The 14,800-nt window shown below is 67.9% G+C and carries 18 protein-coding genes; 5 read left to right on the top strand and 13 right to left on the bottom strand.

Going from position 1 to position 14,800, the window contains the following annotated elements:
* Position 1: 1 nt before the first annotated feature.
* Positions 2-1,201, bottom strand: coding sequence for an MFS transporter (locus tag HCX50_RS03935; RefSeq protein ID WP_205828768.1), 1,200 nt, complete (start codon positions 1,199-1,201; stop codon positions 2-4).
* A 90-nt stretch (positions 1,202-1,291) separates the two neighbouring features.
* On the opposite strand from HCX50_RS03935, the gene HCX50_RS03930 reads away from it, so the two are divergent.
* Together HCX50_RS03930 and HCX50_RS03925 are read left to right on the top strand one after the other, a co-directional pair.
* A complete protein-coding gene (locus HCX50_RS03930) occupies positions 1,292-1,735 on the top strand; it encodes a winged helix-turn-helix transcriptional regulator (protein WP_167633086.1) in 444 nt (147 codons plus the stop codon).
* A 124-nt stretch (positions 1,736-1,859) separates the two neighbouring features.
* Positions 1,860-2,498 carry a hypothetical protein gene (locus HCX50_RS03925; RefSeq protein ID WP_167633085.1) on the top strand — a complete coding sequence of 213 codons (639 nt, stop codon included), beginning with the start codon at positions 1,860-1,862 and terminating at the stop codon, positions 2,496-2,498.
* Positions 2,499-2,521: 23 nt separating this feature from the next.
* Here HCX50_RS03925 and HCX50_RS03920 read toward each other — a convergent pair whose 3' ends face one another.
* The 5 genes from HCX50_RS03920 to HCX50_RS03900 all read right to left on the bottom strand — a co-directional run bounded on the left by HCX50_RS03920 (position 2,522) and on the right by HCX50_RS03900 (position 5,931).
* On the bottom strand, positions 2,522-2,824 hold the full coding sequence (locus tag HCX50_RS03920; protein WP_167633084.1) for a hypothetical protein: 303 nt from the start codon (positions 2,822-2,824) through the stop codon (positions 2,522-2,524).
* Positions 2,821-3,087, bottom strand: coding sequence for a hypothetical protein (locus HCX50_RS03915; protein ID WP_167633083.1), 267 nt, complete (start codon positions 3,085-3,087; stop codon positions 2,821-2,823). The genes HCX50_RS03920 and HCX50_RS03915 overlap by 4 nt, the downstream gene beginning before the upstream one ends.
* A 285-nt stretch (positions 3,088-3,372) precedes the next feature.
* Entirely contained in the window at positions 3,373-4,176 is an 804-nt protein-coding gene (locus HCX50_RS03910; RefSeq protein WP_091028228.1) for an SDR family oxidoreductase, read from the bottom strand.
* Positions 4,173-4,670, bottom strand: coding sequence for a MarR family winged helix-turn-helix transcriptional regulator (locus HCX50_RS03905; protein ID WP_167633082.1), 498 nt, complete (start codon positions 4,668-4,670; stop codon positions 4,173-4,175). The genes HCX50_RS03910 and HCX50_RS03905 overlap by 4 nt, the downstream gene beginning before the upstream one ends.
* A gap of 109 nt (positions 4,671-4,779) precedes the next feature.
* On the bottom strand, positions 4,780-5,931 hold the full coding sequence (locus HCX50_RS03900; protein WP_167633081.1) for a calcium:proton antiporter: 1,152 nt from the start codon (positions 5,929-5,931) through the stop codon (positions 4,780-4,782).
* 195 nt (positions 5,932-6,126) lie between these two features.
* On the opposite strand from HCX50_RS03900, the gene HCX50_RS20010 reads away from it, so the two are divergent.
* The gene (locus HCX50_RS20010) at positions 6,127-6,261 is read left to right on the top strand and encodes a hypothetical protein (RefSeq protein WP_258131296.1); all 135 of its coding nucleotides are present in this window, start codon (positions 6,127-6,129) and stop codon (positions 6,259-6,261) included.
* Positions 6,262-6,324: 63 nt separating this feature from the next.
* On the opposite strand, the gene HCX50_RS03895 is transcribed toward HCX50_RS20010, so the two are convergent.
* The 3 genes from HCX50_RS03895 to HCX50_RS03885 form a co-directional block, all read right to left on the bottom strand.
* Positions 6,325-7,311 (bottom strand): Clp protease N-terminal domain-containing protein, encoded by a 987-nt coding sequence (locus HCX50_RS03895; RefSeq protein WP_167633080.1) that lies wholly within the window; start codon positions 7,309-7,311, stop codon positions 6,325-6,327.
* Positions 7,308-7,553, bottom strand: a complete 246-nt coding sequence (locus tag HCX50_RS03890) for a hypothetical protein (RefSeq protein WP_091028239.1) — start codon at positions 7,551-7,553, stop codon at positions 7,308-7,310. The genes HCX50_RS03895 and HCX50_RS03890 overlap by 4 nt, the downstream gene beginning before the upstream one ends.
* A gap of 72 nt (positions 7,554-7,625) precedes the next feature.
* Positions 7,626-8,810, bottom strand: coding sequence for an alcohol dehydrogenase catalytic domain-containing protein (locus HCX50_RS03885; RefSeq protein WP_167633079.1), 1,185 nt, complete (start codon positions 8,808-8,810; stop codon positions 7,626-7,628).
* A 147-nt stretch (positions 8,811-8,957) separates the two neighbouring features.
* Between HCX50_RS03885 and HCX50_RS03880 the strand changes: the two genes are divergently transcribed.
* Complete coding sequence (locus HCX50_RS03880) at positions 8,958-9,440, top strand: SRPBCC family protein (RefSeq protein ID WP_167633078.1); 483 nt, start codon at positions 8,958-8,960, stop codon at positions 9,438-9,440.
* On the opposite strand, the gene HCX50_RS03875 is transcribed toward HCX50_RS03880, so the two are convergent.
* From HCX50_RS03875 to HCX50_RS03865, 3 genes are read right to left on the bottom strand one after another with little or no spacing between them, the layout of a single operon-like run.
* The gene (locus HCX50_RS03875) at positions 9,418-10,425 is read right to left on the bottom strand and encodes a hypothetical protein (protein ID WP_167633077.1); all 1,008 of its coding nucleotides are present in this window, start codon (positions 10,423-10,425) and stop codon (positions 9,418-9,420) included. The two genes, HCX50_RS03880 and HCX50_RS03875, sit on opposite strands and share 23 nt — an antisense overlap.
* A gap of 7 nt (positions 10,426-10,432) precedes the next feature.
* Complete coding sequence (locus tag HCX50_RS03870) at positions 10,433-12,271, bottom strand: substrate-binding and vWA domain-containing protein (RefSeq protein ID WP_091028255.1); 1,839 nt, start codon at positions 12,269-12,271, stop codon at positions 10,433-10,435.
* A gap of 32 nt (positions 12,272-12,303) precedes the next feature.
* Positions 12,304-13,128 (bottom strand): shikimate 5-dehydrogenase, encoded by an 825-nt coding sequence (locus HCX50_RS03865; RefSeq protein ID WP_337748980.1) that lies wholly within the window; start codon positions 13,126-13,128, stop codon positions 12,304-12,306.
* A gap of 569 nt (positions 13,129-13,697) precedes the next feature.
* Between HCX50_RS03865 and HCX50_RS03860 the strand changes: the two genes are divergently transcribed.
* Positions 13,698-13,904, top strand: coding sequence for a cold-shock protein (locus HCX50_RS03860; protein ID WP_028501254.1), 207 nt, complete (start codon positions 13,698-13,700; stop codon positions 13,902-13,904).
* A gap of 136 nt (positions 13,905-14,040) precedes the next feature.
* On the opposite strand, the gene HCX50_RS03855 is transcribed toward HCX50_RS03860, so the two are convergent.
* Positions 14,041-14,706: an HAD hydrolase-like protein gene (locus HCX50_RS03855; RefSeq protein WP_167633076.1), complete on the bottom strand. Its 666-nt coding sequence runs from the start codon at positions 14,704-14,706 to the stop codon at positions 14,041-14,043.
* Positions 14,707-14,800 lie beyond the last annotated feature (94 nt).

The raw sequence follows: 14,800 nt of genomic DNA, 5'->3' as shown, positions 1-14,800 counted from the left end.
GTCACTCCCGGTGCGTGACCGAGCCCGAGTGGCGTGCCGAGTCCGGCTCGCCACTCCGGGGCTTCCCGACGAAGGGAAGTCCGAGTCCCCACGCGACGAGAGCCGCGGCGGCGAACACCGCGCCCAGGATCGAGGATCCGGCCCATCCCCACGCGCTGAAGGAGACGGTCGTCGTGACGGCGCCGACGGCAGACCCCAGCGAGTAGAAGACCATGTACCCGCCGATGGTCGTGGAGACCCGATCCGGATGCTGCGCGGTCAGGATGTGCTGGTTGCTGACGTGCACGGCCTGAACGGCGAAGTCGAGCACGACGATGCCGACGACCAGCAGCGTCAGTGACCACGGGAGCTGTGCGATCAGCACCCAGGAGGCGACGAGTGCGACGAGCGCCAGACCGGTCACGCGATTCGCCTTACCGCCGTCAGCCCAGTGGCCCGCGCGAACGGCGCCCAGAGCACCCGTCAGGCCGGCCAGGCCGAAGAGTCCGATCTGGGTCTCCGTGAGGTGCCAGGGCGCCTCCGACAGGGGCAGCGCCATCCCGCTCCAGAGCGTTCCGAACGAGGCGAAGAGGAAGAAGGCGATCACGCCCCGGCTGAGGAAGGCGGGTTCGGTGAGCAGCCGACCGATGCCGCCGACGAGGACGCTGTGGTGGCGGGATGGCGGGCGCACATCGACGGGCAGCAGTCGAAGTGCTGCGGCCCCCAGCAGGAGGGAGAGCGCCGCGAGCAGGACGTAGATGCTGCGCCACCCCCAGAGATCGGCCATCATGCCGGCGATCAGCCGCGAGCCGAGGATGCCGACCACCACGCCCGACGTCACGAAGCCCAGGTTCCGTCCGCGCTCGCCGGGTTCGGACACTGCTGCGGCGTACGCCACCGTCGTCTGCACGACCACCGCGAACAGGCCGGCGAACGCCAATCCGGCGAACGCCACCCACGCGGCCGGAGAGAGTGCGACCGCGAGCATCCCGATGCCCACCAGGCCGAGATGGAGAGGAATCAGGCGTCGCCTGTCGAAGCGGTCGCCCAGCGGCACGAGCAGGACGAGGCCGATGAGGTAACCCAGCTGCCCCGCCGACACCAGCCAGCCGAGCGCATCGGTCGGCACCTGAAGGCTCTTCCCGATCTCGCCGAGCACGGGCTGCGCGGCATAGACCGTCGCGACCGCGACGGCGCAGATGGCGGCCAGCAGTGTCTTCATCCGGAGATTCACATAGTTCCTTTGGTTGCAAATTGCTACCAAAGTGACGGTAGGGCATAATGGTTGCAGATTGCAACTCTTGGAGATCTCATGAGCGATGCCCCCGATCGTCCGCAGTGGACCGATCCGACTTGTCCCGTCGCGCGCACCGTCGACCTCGTCGGCGACCGCTGGAGCATGCTGATCATCCGCGACGCGATGGACGGCGCCCGCACGTTCACCGACTTCCAGAAGCGCACGGGCATCGCCCGCAACATGCTCGCCGACAGGCTCCGCCGCCTCGCCGCGTACGGGCTCATCGAGCAGGTCGATGCTCCCCCGGCCAAGCGCAAGCACTACGAGCTCACCCCGGCCGGCGAAGAGTTCTTCCCGGTGATCCTCGCCCTGCGGGGCTGGGGAGAGAATCATGCCTTCGCTGCCGGGGAAGCTCATTCGACTCTCGTCGATGCTGCGGGTGAGCGGGTGGTCGCATCCGCGCCCCTCGGCGCCGACGGTGCGCCGCTGACCAGTGGGAACACCCGCGTCGTGAGGTGAGTGCGTCCTGACTTCGCGAGGGAGTCAGCCCGGTGGGCCCTCGGTCCGGGCTTTAGGGCGATACTCTGCGGTTTCTGACAGGGTGGAACGTAGGCCCTGCCCCTGGACGATGAAGCGGTGAACGATGAGTGGACCTGATTCCCCGGTGATCGGGGTCGAAGATGCACCGTCGCGGTGGTCGCCGTGGTGGCTGGCATCCGGAGCGCTGTTCATCGCCTCGGCACTGCTGGCCGCGTTCCGCAGCCTTCCCGGCTCGGGCGACGTGAATGCTCTCGTCGGGGTCTCGACCGCGGCAACACTGGCCTTCAGTCTCGCGCTCGTCGCCGCCGGCATCGGAGCTGTGCGCCACGACCACACCCTCCGCCTGCCGAGGGTCGCGATCATCTCGCTCTTCCTCCTCGCGGTCTGGCTTCCTGTGGCTCTACCGGTGCTGACCGCTTCATTCGGCATCACCTCGGCGGCACCGCTTTATCTGAACGCCCTCGTCAAGTTGGGGTTGAGCGGTGCGATCGTCGCCGGCGTCCTCCGCAGTGTGCTGCCGAGCCCCTGGAGGCTCATCCCTGCGATCGCGCTCGCCGTCGTCGTCCTCGGGTCACTGCTCGAGGTCGCCTTCATGTCCGGCAGTGTGACCGACCAAGGCGCGATGATCCTCGTCTCGAACGTGCTGACCCTGGTGCGCATCCTCGCCACCGGAGCGCTGGGCGCCGTGGCGCTCCGTGCCGCCAGGTCGCGGGCCGGTTCTGTGGTCGTGTTCGGGGGATGACCGGAGTCCCCACGGCCTTCCCCTCAGGCGACGGTGAGGTACCCGCTAGAGGAGTCGTCCTCGACGAGGGCGTAGGACAGTACGCCGTCTGCGTGCGTACGCGCTCGTCGCCATACTCGCTCATGCGCGTCGTCGGCGTAGTCGAGCACGATCCACTCGGGCGTCTCGGGATCACGTCGTCCGACGATGTAGGAGACGCTGCCGAGGCCGGTCGAGCCGAGATGGGCGATGAACTGGTCGGCTCCCGGGTTCTTCGGCGGCGTACGGCACAGGTCCGTCGAGCGGATATGCAGGGTCAGGTCGGCCTGCCCCGGCCGGACCTTCACGCGGCACCCCCGGCACGGGCGCCCAGCTCGGCGAGATCGCGGAGATCGTGTGCGTCGAGGTAGGCGCGGATCACATCGTGCACGAGACGGATCTGCGACTCGTTCCCCATGGCGGCCTGCATGGCGCCCATCGTGGGCGTCGGCTTTCCGTTCACGCGTTCGAGCGCCTCCCAGACGATGTCTTCGCGTGAGCCACGGCCCATCGAGTGCGGCATCGAGCTGAACACCGGGCTCGGTTTCCAGCCGGTTCGGGTCTCTTCCATCAGCGTTTCCTCTCGTCTCGCCGGACGCTGTCGAATGCGGGTGCACTCGGTCTCGTGCGCGGGCACGCCGAATAGCCCTGGGGTGAAGTGCCCCCGATGGACGGCGCGCGGTCCTGCGGCCAGGGGCCTTCCCGAAGACCGTCGGATGTCGACGCAGGAAGGACGATCTGGCCGTCCGGTTCCCTCTGACCGTATCACGTTATTTTGAGTCATTCAAAATAACAGAGACACTGAAATGCGAAAGGCCCGATCCGCTGCGGATCGGGCCCGGTCATCCCCTGCGCGTCAGCCGCGCGGAGTGTCGTTCCAAGACCAGATGTCGTCGCCGCGCAGTACCGCATCGGCGCCGCCGTCGCAGTAGATGGTCTGGCCGGCCATGTGGGTGTTGGCAGGGCTCGTCAACCACACCAGTAGCTCGGCGATAGAGGATGCCGGCTGGTGGTAGTTGAGCGGCATCGGCACCGCGGCGTCGACCTGCGCCAGGCCCTCCGGGTTTCCGAGCAGTCCTGCCGTCATCGGCGTGGTGACCGTGCCGGGAGCAACCGCATTGAGGGGGATGCCGGCGCCGGCCCAGGCCGCGGACACCGACTCGCGCCGGACCCAGCGCGAGAGAGCACGCTTGCTCGACGAGTAGTTCAGGAATCCGGCCTCCGGGGTGGTCGCGAGCTGGTCGCCGATCGACAGTGCCAGCGTCTCGTCGCCGCTCAGCGCGGCGTCGACGAGTTCGGCCGACACCGGCTGCAGGGAGGCCATGGACGAGACCACGGCGGCGCGGGGCTGGTCCGCCAGGCTCAACGTCGGTTGAAGCGCTTCCAGGAACTCGGTCACGCCGAAGTAGTTGATGGCCATCGTCTTCGAGACCGGCGCGGCGATGCCGGCACACGCGATCACCGCGTCGATCATGCCGCCGGCGGCCGTGATGGCCGCATCCGCCGCCGCCCTGCGGCCATCGGGGGTCGACAGGTCGCCTTCGACCTCGGTGCCGGCGAGGTCGACGCCGATCACGGTGTGGCCCTGCTTGCGCAGCAGCTCGGTGGTGGCTGCACCGATGCCGGAGGCGGCGCCGGTGACGATGTACGTGCGTGTCATGTTTCCTCCTGGGGGATGGCGACGTCGGTGGAGACGTCGTGAGACGGCTGCATGCTCGTGCGGGACAGGGCGACGACGAAGCGCGAGAGCTGCGACTGGAACTGCTCGACCTCACGCGGATCCCAGCCGGCCAGTGCGTCGTCGACCATGCGATGCCCGGCGGCGACGAGGCGTGCGTAGGCCTGCGTTCCGGCATCGGTCAGTCGCACCTCGACCGTGCGTCCGGAGCGTACCCGGTCGACGATGCCCTGCAGCTCCAGGCGGGAGACCAGTTTCGACGCGGTCGGGCGCGATATCGATCCATGCTCGGCGAGCTGCCCGAAACCCATCGCCCCGCCGTTGAGGCCGATCAGATAGACGGCGCGGATGCCGGTGGGGTCGAGCGCGACGCCGACGCCTTCCGCCACCGAGGCCTGGAGGCCGCTCTCGGTCCACTCGGAGACGACCCGGACGAGCGCGACATGGATGCCTGCGACACCGTCTGCGACCGTCATGCCGTCAGTCTACGCCTTTAGTTGCCTGAGGCAACTGTTTCTCGCGTCACGGTTCGCCGCCACGGAGCGTGAACATCGCGATCCCCCATGCCCGCAGGCATCCGAACCGTCAGCTGAACAGGACGATCACGTAGACCGCGAACGTCACCAGGTGCGCTGCTCCGTGCATGGCCGTGACCCGCTTCGCCGCGAACGTCGTGACGGAGAGCAGCAGCGTGACCCCGAGCATGAGCAGGTTCGCCGGAGACTCCGCCAGGACGACCGTCTGACCGGTGAGCATCCCGATGATCAGGACTGCAGGAATCGTCAGGCCGACGGTGGAGACCAGCGCTCCGAGGCCGAGGTTGTTCACGCGCTGGGCTTCGCCACCGAGAGCGGCGCGCACCGCGGTGATCGACTCCGGCAGGAACACGATTCCCGCGATGACCACGCCGGCGAGGGCGACCGGAGCGCCGAGGCGGCCCAGTCCGTCGTCGAGCAGCGCCGCCATGTCGTGCGACAGGAGCACGATGGGGATGACGGTGACCACCAGCAGCGCGAGGCGGACGAGGACCTCCGTGCGGTGCTCGGCCAGCACCTGCCGGATCCCGCCGGTGTCCTCCGACTTGTCCTGATGCTGCGCGGTCTGCCGCAGTCGCGGGTCGACCTCGGTGAAGTCGCTCGCCTGTGCGCCCATCTGCCGGTAGAGGAAGAACGCGTAGAGCACGAGGGTGAGCACGATGATGGGGATCTCCTGCCCCGTCGTGTACGAACCGTCCGTCCCGATGAGCGCAGGGAGTCCGAACGCGAGGGCGACCAGCACCACCAGCATCGACAGGTAGGCCGAGGTGCCGGTGCGGTTGTGGGCCATGCCGCGGTGGCGGAGCCCGCCGAGGAGGAGCGCCAGACCGATGACGAGGTTCATGATGATCATCGCGACGGCCATCACCGAGTCGCGGGCGATGGTCGCATGCTCGCCCGGTCCGAGCATGACGGCCGAGATCAGGATGACCTCGATCAGCACGATCGAGAGCGTCAGGACGAGGGAGCCGTAGGGGTCGCCGAGTCGATGTGCGAGGGCCTCGGCCTGCTTCACCACGCCGAATGCGCAGACGAGGATCACCGCGATGATCGCCGCAAGGGCGATCACGAGGACCGGACCGGGCACGGGCGGCGCCAGCACCGGGTGGAGGAGGAGGAGAGCCGCGAAAGCGCCCCATCCGAGTGCGACGCGGACGATGTCCGTCGGTCCGATCAACTGCTTAAGCTCCGTGCGTGACATCGCCGGACTCCTTCGAGGTGGGGCCGTCCCCGACTGATGACCACGACCGGGTCGTCCCGTTCGCAGCGTTGTGTCAACGCATTTCTCGCCGTCATAGCCTAGCAAAAATTTCCCGGTCAGGGGGAAATTTGACTTCCCTGGAAGGCTGGCTATGGTCGGAGGTTACGCCAGCCACCGAAGGGGAAGCGAGTAACCATGTCCGGAAAGTCCATCCAGGGTCGCGACAGCAAGAAGACGCCGCAGCTATCGCTCAAGGAGAAGCGCGCTGCGAAGCGGGAGAAGAACGCACCAGCCGAGTTCATCAAGCCGCGTAAGGGCGCCAAGGGCTGATCGGATTCGACCACGGCGGATGCATCCTCGTGTGGGCGGTGATGCATCCGCCGACTCCGTCCCTCACCGGAAGACGCGGGTGATGCCGCTCTCGATCTGGGTGAGCTGGATGTAGACGAGGAGCCGGAGGATCGGCCCCAGCAGTGCGCGGCGGACGCGACGGAGGGCCCGGCGGCGGCGCGGGACGGTCTCCCATGTGAGCGTCACCCGAAGTTGCATTCCGCCTGCGGCATGTTCGAGCGCGAAGGCCACCACTCGCGGGACCCCGTTGTCGGAGTCCGGATACGTGAAGCGCCAGGTGACGAACGCCCGGTCCTCGGACCGATCGAGGTGGACCAGCTGTCGCCGGACGGGATCCTTGACGGGAATCGGCTTGCCGTCACGAGCGGTGGTCCTCGTCCTCGCCTCCCAGGGGCCCGTGGGTGCTGCGGGCGCGTCGACCTCGTCGACCACATGGTCCCACTCGGGGATACGGGTCGCCGACGACAGCAGTTCCCACACGTCGTCGACTGACGCGGGCACGAAGACCGCACGCGTGCCGGAGAAGGTGTTCTCGGTGAATGTCGGGCGCCGCGAGAGGCCGAATCGCCGCGCGTCGTCGAGGCGGGTCCGCAGCGCATCCGGGTCGAGGTCGAGTCGTCGCAGGATCGCCTCGATGAGACCGCTCGGCTCGTCCACGAGCGCACGCAGCACCGCTGCGGAGTCACCCCGGCGACCTCCACTCGACGCCTCTTTCCACACCGCGATCGCCCGTTCGGTCCATTCGTAGCCCGAGGTCTCGTGGAACACGATGCGACCGGTGCTGTCCGTGTCGGAGGCGATGCCCACGAGGTCGAGCTGAGCCGCGTGCTGGGCAGTCACGGCCGCACGCGCCGCGTTCAGGCCCGCGCCCATGCTTCGCAGGATCTGCCCACCGGTGTCGGGGTCGATCGTCAGGGCGAGCAGGAGGTGATCGATGTCGGCATCACGCACGCCGAAGCGGGAGGCTTCCTCCATCGCGGCCAGTGACAGCGCGTGCATGGTGGCGGCGGCGTCGATCAACCGGCTCATGAGTTCCTCCGGGGGACGACGATGGTCGGATCGATCCGCTTCGAGTGCTTCTTGTGCACAGCCTGCCTGGTCACGCCCAGTGCATCGGCGATGGCCTGCCAGCTCATGCCGGAGCGCAATCCGGCTTCGACCTGGCGCAGTTCGAGGGCGTCGGCGAGGGTGCGCAGGGAGGCGACCGCCCGCAGTCCCGCACGGGGGTCTGTCGTGTCCGCGGCGATCTGTGCGACATCGAGGGATTCCATGTCTGTCAACCTACGTTGCTCGCGGTCGCCGTGTCAACCTGGGTTGCTTCGCCGGGATCGCTGCGGGACCCCTCAGACGGTCGACGGATGCAGCACGACCTTGATGCAGCCGTCCTCCTTCTTCTGGAACGTGCGATAGAGGTCGGGCGCATCGTCGAGCGGTGCGTGATGGGTGGTCAGGTCCATGACGCCCAGCGGATCGGCGGCATCCTCCACGAGGGGCAGCAGGTCGTCGACCCAGTTCTTCACGTTGCACTGCCCCATGCGCAGGGTGATCTGCTTGTCGAAGAGGGTCTTCATGGGCATGATGTCGGCGTCCCCCGCGTACACACCGCTCAGCGACACGGTTCCGCCCCGGCGCACGACATCGATCGAGGCGTAGACGGCGGCGAGCCGGTCGACCCCGGCCTTGTCGAACACCTGGCGCGCGGCCGGGTCGGGAAGCAGCCCGACCGCCTTCTGCAGGAACTCGACTCCCGAGTTGCCGTGCGCCTCGAGTCCCACGGCATCCACCACCGAATCGGCGCCGCGCCCCTCGGTCAGATCCCGCAGCTCCTCGACGACGGTGTCGGTCAGGTCGAACGTCTCGATGCCGTGGCGCTCGGCCATCGCCCGCCGCTCCGGCACCGGATCGACCGCGAGCACTCGATACCCGCGATGCCGTCCGATGCGCGAGACGAACTGCCCGACCGGTCCGAGGCCCATCACGGCGAGCGTCCCGCCCTCCGGAACCTGCGCGTACTCGACGCCCTGCCAGGCCGTGGGGAGGATGTCGCTGAGGAAGAGGTAGCGCTCGTCGGGCAGGTCCGGCGCCACCGGGATGTGGTTGTAGTCGGCGAGTGGCACCCGCAGATACTCGGCCTGTCCGCCCGGAACCTGGCCGTAGAGCTTCGTGTACCCGAACAGCGCCGCCCCGCTGCCGTACTCCCGCACCTGCGTGGTCTCGCACTGGGACTGCAGTCCGCGCCGGCAGAGGAAGCACTCGCCGCACGAGATGTTGAACGGGATCACCACGCGGTCGCCGACCGACAGCTTCGTGACGCCCGCACCGACCTCGACGACGACTCCCATCGGCTCATGGCCCAGGATGTCTCCGCGATCGAGGAACGGCCCGAGCAACTCGTACAGGTGCAGATCCGATCCGCAGATCGCGGAGGAGGTGACACGGATGATGGCGTCCGTGGGTTCTTGGATGACCGGATCGGCGACCTCCTCGACGGTCACGTTGCGCTTGCCCTGCCAGGTGAGTGCCTTCATGGTGTCCTCCGATCATCGGTCCGTGTCGGCCCACGTTCGTCGAGGGATGCGGCACAGCCAACCGGGTTGACAGACGTGCAGCCGCCCGTGTCAAGCGTCTTCTGCGGTCGTCTCCGGGCGTGCAGGATGATCGCGGACGGAGGAATCATGGCGACGAACACTCGTGACCTGACCTGCACCACGGAAGATGTGTTCCGCGTGCTTGCGAACGGCTGGCTGTATCCCGGATGGGTGGTCGGAGCCTCGCGCATGCGCGATGTCGACGCCTCCTGGCCCGAGGTCGGCGCGCAGCTGCATCATTCCTTCGGTGTGTGGCCGGCGCTGCTCGACGACAGGACCGAGGTGCAGGAGTGGGATGCGCCGCACCGGATGGTGCTCACCGCGCGCGGCTGGCCGATGGGCGAGGCCAAGGTCACGCTGCGCGCGCGCACGACGGCGTCGGGCTGTCAGGTGCGCATCGACGAGGAGCCCGTGAAGGGGCCGGCCACCCTCATCCCCCGGTTCCTCACCACGCCGATGCTGCGCTGGCGCAACGCCGAGACGCTGCACCGGCTCGCCTATCTCGCCGAGGGTCGAGCGGGAGGCGACGACAGGAACGCGGGCGGGATCACTCCCCCGAGTTCTTCTTGAACTGCCGCTCCCAGTCGCGCAGCTCGGAGCGCCCGATGAGCGAGTCGAGCGACACCTGGAACAGCAGTCCCTTGCGGGCATTGACCTGCTTGATGTTGTCGACGATCTGCGTCGTCACCGCCGCCAATGCCTCGCGCACCTCGGCGATCCGTTCCTCCGGAGCATCCCACAGGTCAGGCCGGGTGAGCAGGTCGAGCAGATAGTCAGGCTCCAGCGCGGCGACGAGACGGGCGAGTTTGTCGGAGTACTCCGCCTCGGCCAGAGCGACCTGACCGGTCTCCGCCTTGGCGTCGAGTCGCACGAAGAGCTGCTCGACGTGCGAGGCGAGCGCGTCGATGCCCGCGGCCGTCTCCGCGGCCACCGGGCTGTTCGACAGGTTCGCGTAGTCGACCCGCAACTCGCGCAGCCGGTTCACCCGCAGGCGGATGCCGGGAGGAACCGGATCCGCCGCGGTCTTCGGCGTGCGTCGGCGACGGGCGAGCAGTCCGATCGCCGTGCCGCCGGCCGCGAGCAGGACGGCGCCGCTGATCACGACGGGCAGCAACCAGTCCGCTCCTCCACCGGTGCCGCTCGCACCCGGAGAGGAGGGGGTCTCTTCGACGATCTGCTGCACGGTCTCGACGAGCGCGGTCTGGGTGTCGCCCGCCGCTGCCTCGTTCTCGTTGGCGATCCGCAGCGCCTCTGTGCTTTCGATGGCTGTCGACGCGGCTTGGAGGTCGTCCCCGATGGCGAGCACCACGGTCTTCTGCGGGGCCTCCTTGGTGATCCGGTTGAGCAGTTCGAGGTCGAATGCCGCGCCGAGATCGGCATCCGTCGGCAGCACCACGACCGCGATCGAGCCGTCAGCGGGAAGGACATCGGTGAGCGCGGCGGTCAGAGAGTCCCCGCCCTTCACCTCGGGGGCCACGTAGACGTTCCCCGATTGCAGAGCGCCGGCGACAGTGTCGGTGACCCCGCTCAGGTCGGATGCCGCGACGATGATCATGCCCACCTCAGAAGTTGTTGATCACGGAGGCGAAGACGAGGTCGATGCGCTCGGCGTCCGACGCGTCGAACATCTGGCCCCCGGTGGCATCGGCGATCCGCTGCAGCACCGAGGTGTCAGCCGCCGCGCTGTAGGCGATCGGGAAGATCCGCACCGGGGCGTCGGTGCCGCCCTCCTTCGTGCTCTTGCCGATCTTCGCGATCAGCGAGTCGAGTGAAGTCGTCGAGTCCGTGTCCTCACCGTCCGAGAGCACCACGATCGCGTTGATCCGTCCGGGCTCTGCCCGCTCGCTCATGGCCTCGTACGCGGTGAGCACCGCGTCGTACAGCGGTGTGCCGTTGCGCTCGGCGTAACGGAGGTCGTCGAGGGAGGAGTCGAGCTTCTCGCCGTCGGCCCCCAGAGGCGTGACCCCGCGAAGCACCTGGATGCTCTCGCCCTCGTCGGAGGAGACGCCGGTGGTGAACGCCCAGACGCCGACCTCGTCGGTGGAGCGGAAATGGTCGAGCGTCGACTGTGCGCCCTGGATCGCCCCGTCGAGCCGGGAGCGTCCGTCGCCGATCGGCTCGTCCATCGAGCCGGAGATGTCGATGAGCTCGAGCACGGATGAGGGCTTGCGAACCTGCGTCCACTGGTCGATCGCGGTGGAGATCACGTCGACCTCGGGCTTCGGCAGCGTCACGGTGGGCTGTGCGGGATCGACACCGAAGTTCGCGGTGAACAGGTCGCCCAGCGGGACCGATTCGTCGAGCGGACGGAAACCGTACTCGGGAAGGATCGTCTGCGCGGCCTCGGTCTGCAGGAACGCGGCGAAGGCCTCACCCGCCGTGCGCTGCTCCGGCGTCACCCAGTCGGCACCGAGCACGGTGACGGGGTTGTCCGACCACATCGAACCGCCCTCCGGGTACACGGCGACCAGCTTGGTCTTCGGCGGGACCAGGGTCTCTCCCGGCTGCACGGTGTGCGAGTCGGGGTTGCCCTTGTTGTAGTTGAGCAGCGAGGTCTCCTCGAGTGCGACCGCCGACACGTAGGCCGAGCCGTTGGCGCCGTTCTGCGTCTCGTCGTACAGCGTCGACAGCACGTTGCCCGTGGTGTCGCCGTAGTGGATCACGCACTCCTCGAACACGCGGGAGAAGTCGGCTGCGGCATCCACATCCGCCGAGGTCAGCCCCTCCGCCTTGCCCGACGCCTCGTACGACTGCATCAGGATGGTCGACAGCCCGGTGGTCGAGGTGTTCGGGTTCGTCTTCGAGATCTTGAAGGCGCCCCAGATGTCCTTGCCCACGCTCCCCCAGCCGTCGGGGTCCTGGCACAGGCCCTCGAGGTCGGTGATGCTGATCGGCTTGTCCGGCCAGCCGAGCGCCTTGGCCATCGGCTCGGGCATGCCGAACACGACGGGGGTGCGGGTGAAGGATGCGGGTGTGCCGACGAGGTTCTGCGAGGCGGCCGCCGCGACACGGTCGGTCCAGACGGTGGATGCGGGCGACCACAGGGTGGGCCACAGTGCACGGTCGTCGCTCGGCCAGTCCTCGCCGGATGTCAGGTAGCGGGCGGCGTTGCCGGATGAGACGTTCGTCGGACGCACGGTGGCGCAGGTGTCGAGCTTGTCGTGCTCCGGAGAGTCCTTGAACGCGGTCGCCAGCTCGTCGAGCATGTTGACCTTCTCCGACGAGGTCGCCACGGTGATGTGCGTGCAGCCGTCGTCGGGAAAACCCTGGCTGTCGTCGGGGGTGGGCTCTTCTCCCCCACCGGTGCAGGCCGCCAGCACCAGCGCGACGATCGCCGCCGTCGCCAGGGCGGCAGGTGTTCGCCGGATGGTGGTCCTTCGTGCGGTGCGAGGGGCGCTCATGCGCCAAGGGTACCGATGTATCGGGCTCCCGATCACGCGGTTCCGGTGCGCATGAACTCCTCAGCCGCCTGCACCTGCTCCACACTCGGGCGGATGCCGGTGTAGAGCACGAACTGCTCGAGAGCCTGCAGAGTCGCGACCTCGGCCCCGGTGATCAGGGTCTTGCCTGCCGCGCGGCCTGCGATGATCAGGGGTGTCTCCGCGGGCAGCGCGACGACGTCGAAGACGACGGATGCCGCCCCGATCGCCGCCTCCGAGAACGCGAGCGTGTGCTCCTCTGCGCCACCGGCCATCCCGATCGGAGTGACATTGACGAGGATGTCCGCCGTCGCATCGCCGACTTCCGCCGCCCAGGCGAAGTCGTACAGGTCGGCGAGTGCGCGCCCGTTCGACTCGTTCCGCGCGACGATCGTGACGTCGGTGAAGCCGGCGTCGCGGAAGGCGGCTGCGGTGGCCTTGGCCATGCCGCCGGAGCCGCGAAGCAGTACGGAGGCTGCGGGATCCAGCTCGTTGCGCGTGATCAGCTGCGCGATCGCGGAGTAGTCGGTGTTGTACGCCGTGAGCACGCCCGCGTCGTTCACGATCGTGTTGACCGAATCGATCGCCGTCGCCGAGGGGTCCATCCGATCGACCAGCGCGATCACGTCCTCCTTGTACGGCATGGAGATCGCGCAGCCGCGGATGCCGAGTCCGCGCACGCCGGCGATGGCCTGCGCGAGGTTGGTCGGAGCGAAGGCCTTGTAGATCCAGTTGAGTCCGAGCGCCTCGTAGAGGTGGTTGTGGAAGCGCGTCCCGTTGTTGCTCGGCCGCGCCGACAGCGAGATGCAGAGCGTCATGTCCTTGTTGAGCAGCGTCACCGCATCAGGCTACCTCCGCGTCCTTTCGGGCACCGGGAGCAGTGCCCGACGTGGGTCGATCTCACCCGGAGGAGGTCCGTGACGGGACCGTGCGCACTCCCCTATGGTGAAGGTGCGTGCACAAGGGGATTGATCGTCTCCGTCTCTCCCCAGGAGACGGACGGCCCACCCCAGGGGCAAGACGATCCGTGCATGCGATTGGGCCCCCTCGAGTAGTTCAGTCCCCAATGGACTGCTCGAGGGGGTCGCTATCGGGTCCTGCACACCGATTTTCGGATTTGTCCCCCAAAAGGGGGACACGCGCTCCGAAAAGGAGTTAGGCTGTTCTTGACGCACCCTCCGGTCGTCTTCGGCCCTCATCGCTCCCCCCGCGGTGAGGGCCACACCATTTTCTGGGCGTCATCCGCTCGCGCGCCCCCGGGAACCCGCCGCATGACGGCCATGTGCCGCTCGTGCAACATTTGGATTACCTTCTTGCCGCGGCTATTCCCCTCGGGGTCTCCTCCACTAGCGTTAGCGGTGTCGGGGCATCCCTGCGTCGGCTTCTTCATCAGCAGAACAGGCAGTACATGAGCACCCAGGGCACGGTTAAGTGGTTCAACTCGGAGAAGGGCTTCGGCTTCATCTCCCCCGACGACGGAGGCGCTGACGTCTTCGCACATTACTCCGCCATCGAATCGTCCGGCTACCGGTCTCTCGAAGAGAACCAGCGAGTCGAGTTCGACGTGGCACAGGGCCCGAAGGGCCTGCAGGCAGAGAACATCCGCCCCGTCTGAGACGGGCGATACACAGGACTCCCCGACCGGAGCGCCATGACGGCGTCATCCGGCGGGGAGTTCTGTGCTTCTGGCGGTGTGCTCCGGTGCGCCGACACGGCGACCGCCGGATGCGCGCGGGTCGCCGGTGCCGGCGTCAGTCGATCAGGAGAGCGCGCAGTTCGGCCACGCTCGTCACGCGGAACTCCGCGTCGTCGCCCTCGTGCGCGTCGCTGAACCCCCACCCGACGAAGATCACGGGGACGCCGTTGGCCTTGCCGCCCTCGACATCGTGGTGCCGGTCGCCGATGAGTACCGGTCGTGACGTGTCGGCGCCGAGCTCGCGCAGCCGGCGCAGAGCCTCGGCGACGATGTCGGTCTTGGACGCGAGGGTCGCTTCATCGGGTGTCGCGCCGACGGTCGTCTGGAACGAGGTGCGGAGGCCGAAGTGGTCGACGAGTGCGTCGACCTGGTGCTCCGGCTTCGAGCTGGCCGTCGCCTGCGGGATGCCCGCCGCCGCCAGTTCGTGGATGAGGTCGGTGACGCCGGGGTACGTCGCCACATCGGTGGTGTAGCCGTCGGCCTTGCCGAGCGTGCGATAGAAGGTGACCGCCTCGCGGGACTCCTCGGGCGTCATCCCCGCCTGGTCCTGGAACGACTGGAACATGGGCGGCCCGATCCAGTGCACCAGTTCCTCACGCGTCGGCGCCGGATGGCCGAAATGGGTGAGGGCGACGTTCAGCCGGCGGAGGATGCCGACGGACGCATCGATGATCGTGCCGTCGACGTCCCACAGCACGCACGAATAGGGGGAGTGGGGCATGCCTCCAGCCTATGGGCCCGGCGGCGAGGGCCATTCCTCCTGCACAGCTGTGCTCCGAAAAAGCTTGCTCACACCTTATGTGAGGGCGAAATAT

The organism is Microbacterium sp. B19(2022) (assembly GCF_012030385.1).
In the GTDB taxonomy this organism is placed as follows: domain Bacteria; phylum Actinomycetota; class Actinomycetes; order Actinomycetales; family Microbacteriaceae; genus Microbacterium; species Microbacterium oxydans_B.
The sequence above is the reverse complement of the archived record's forward strand: the minus strand, read 5'-3'. Positions and strand labels throughout refer to the sequence as shown.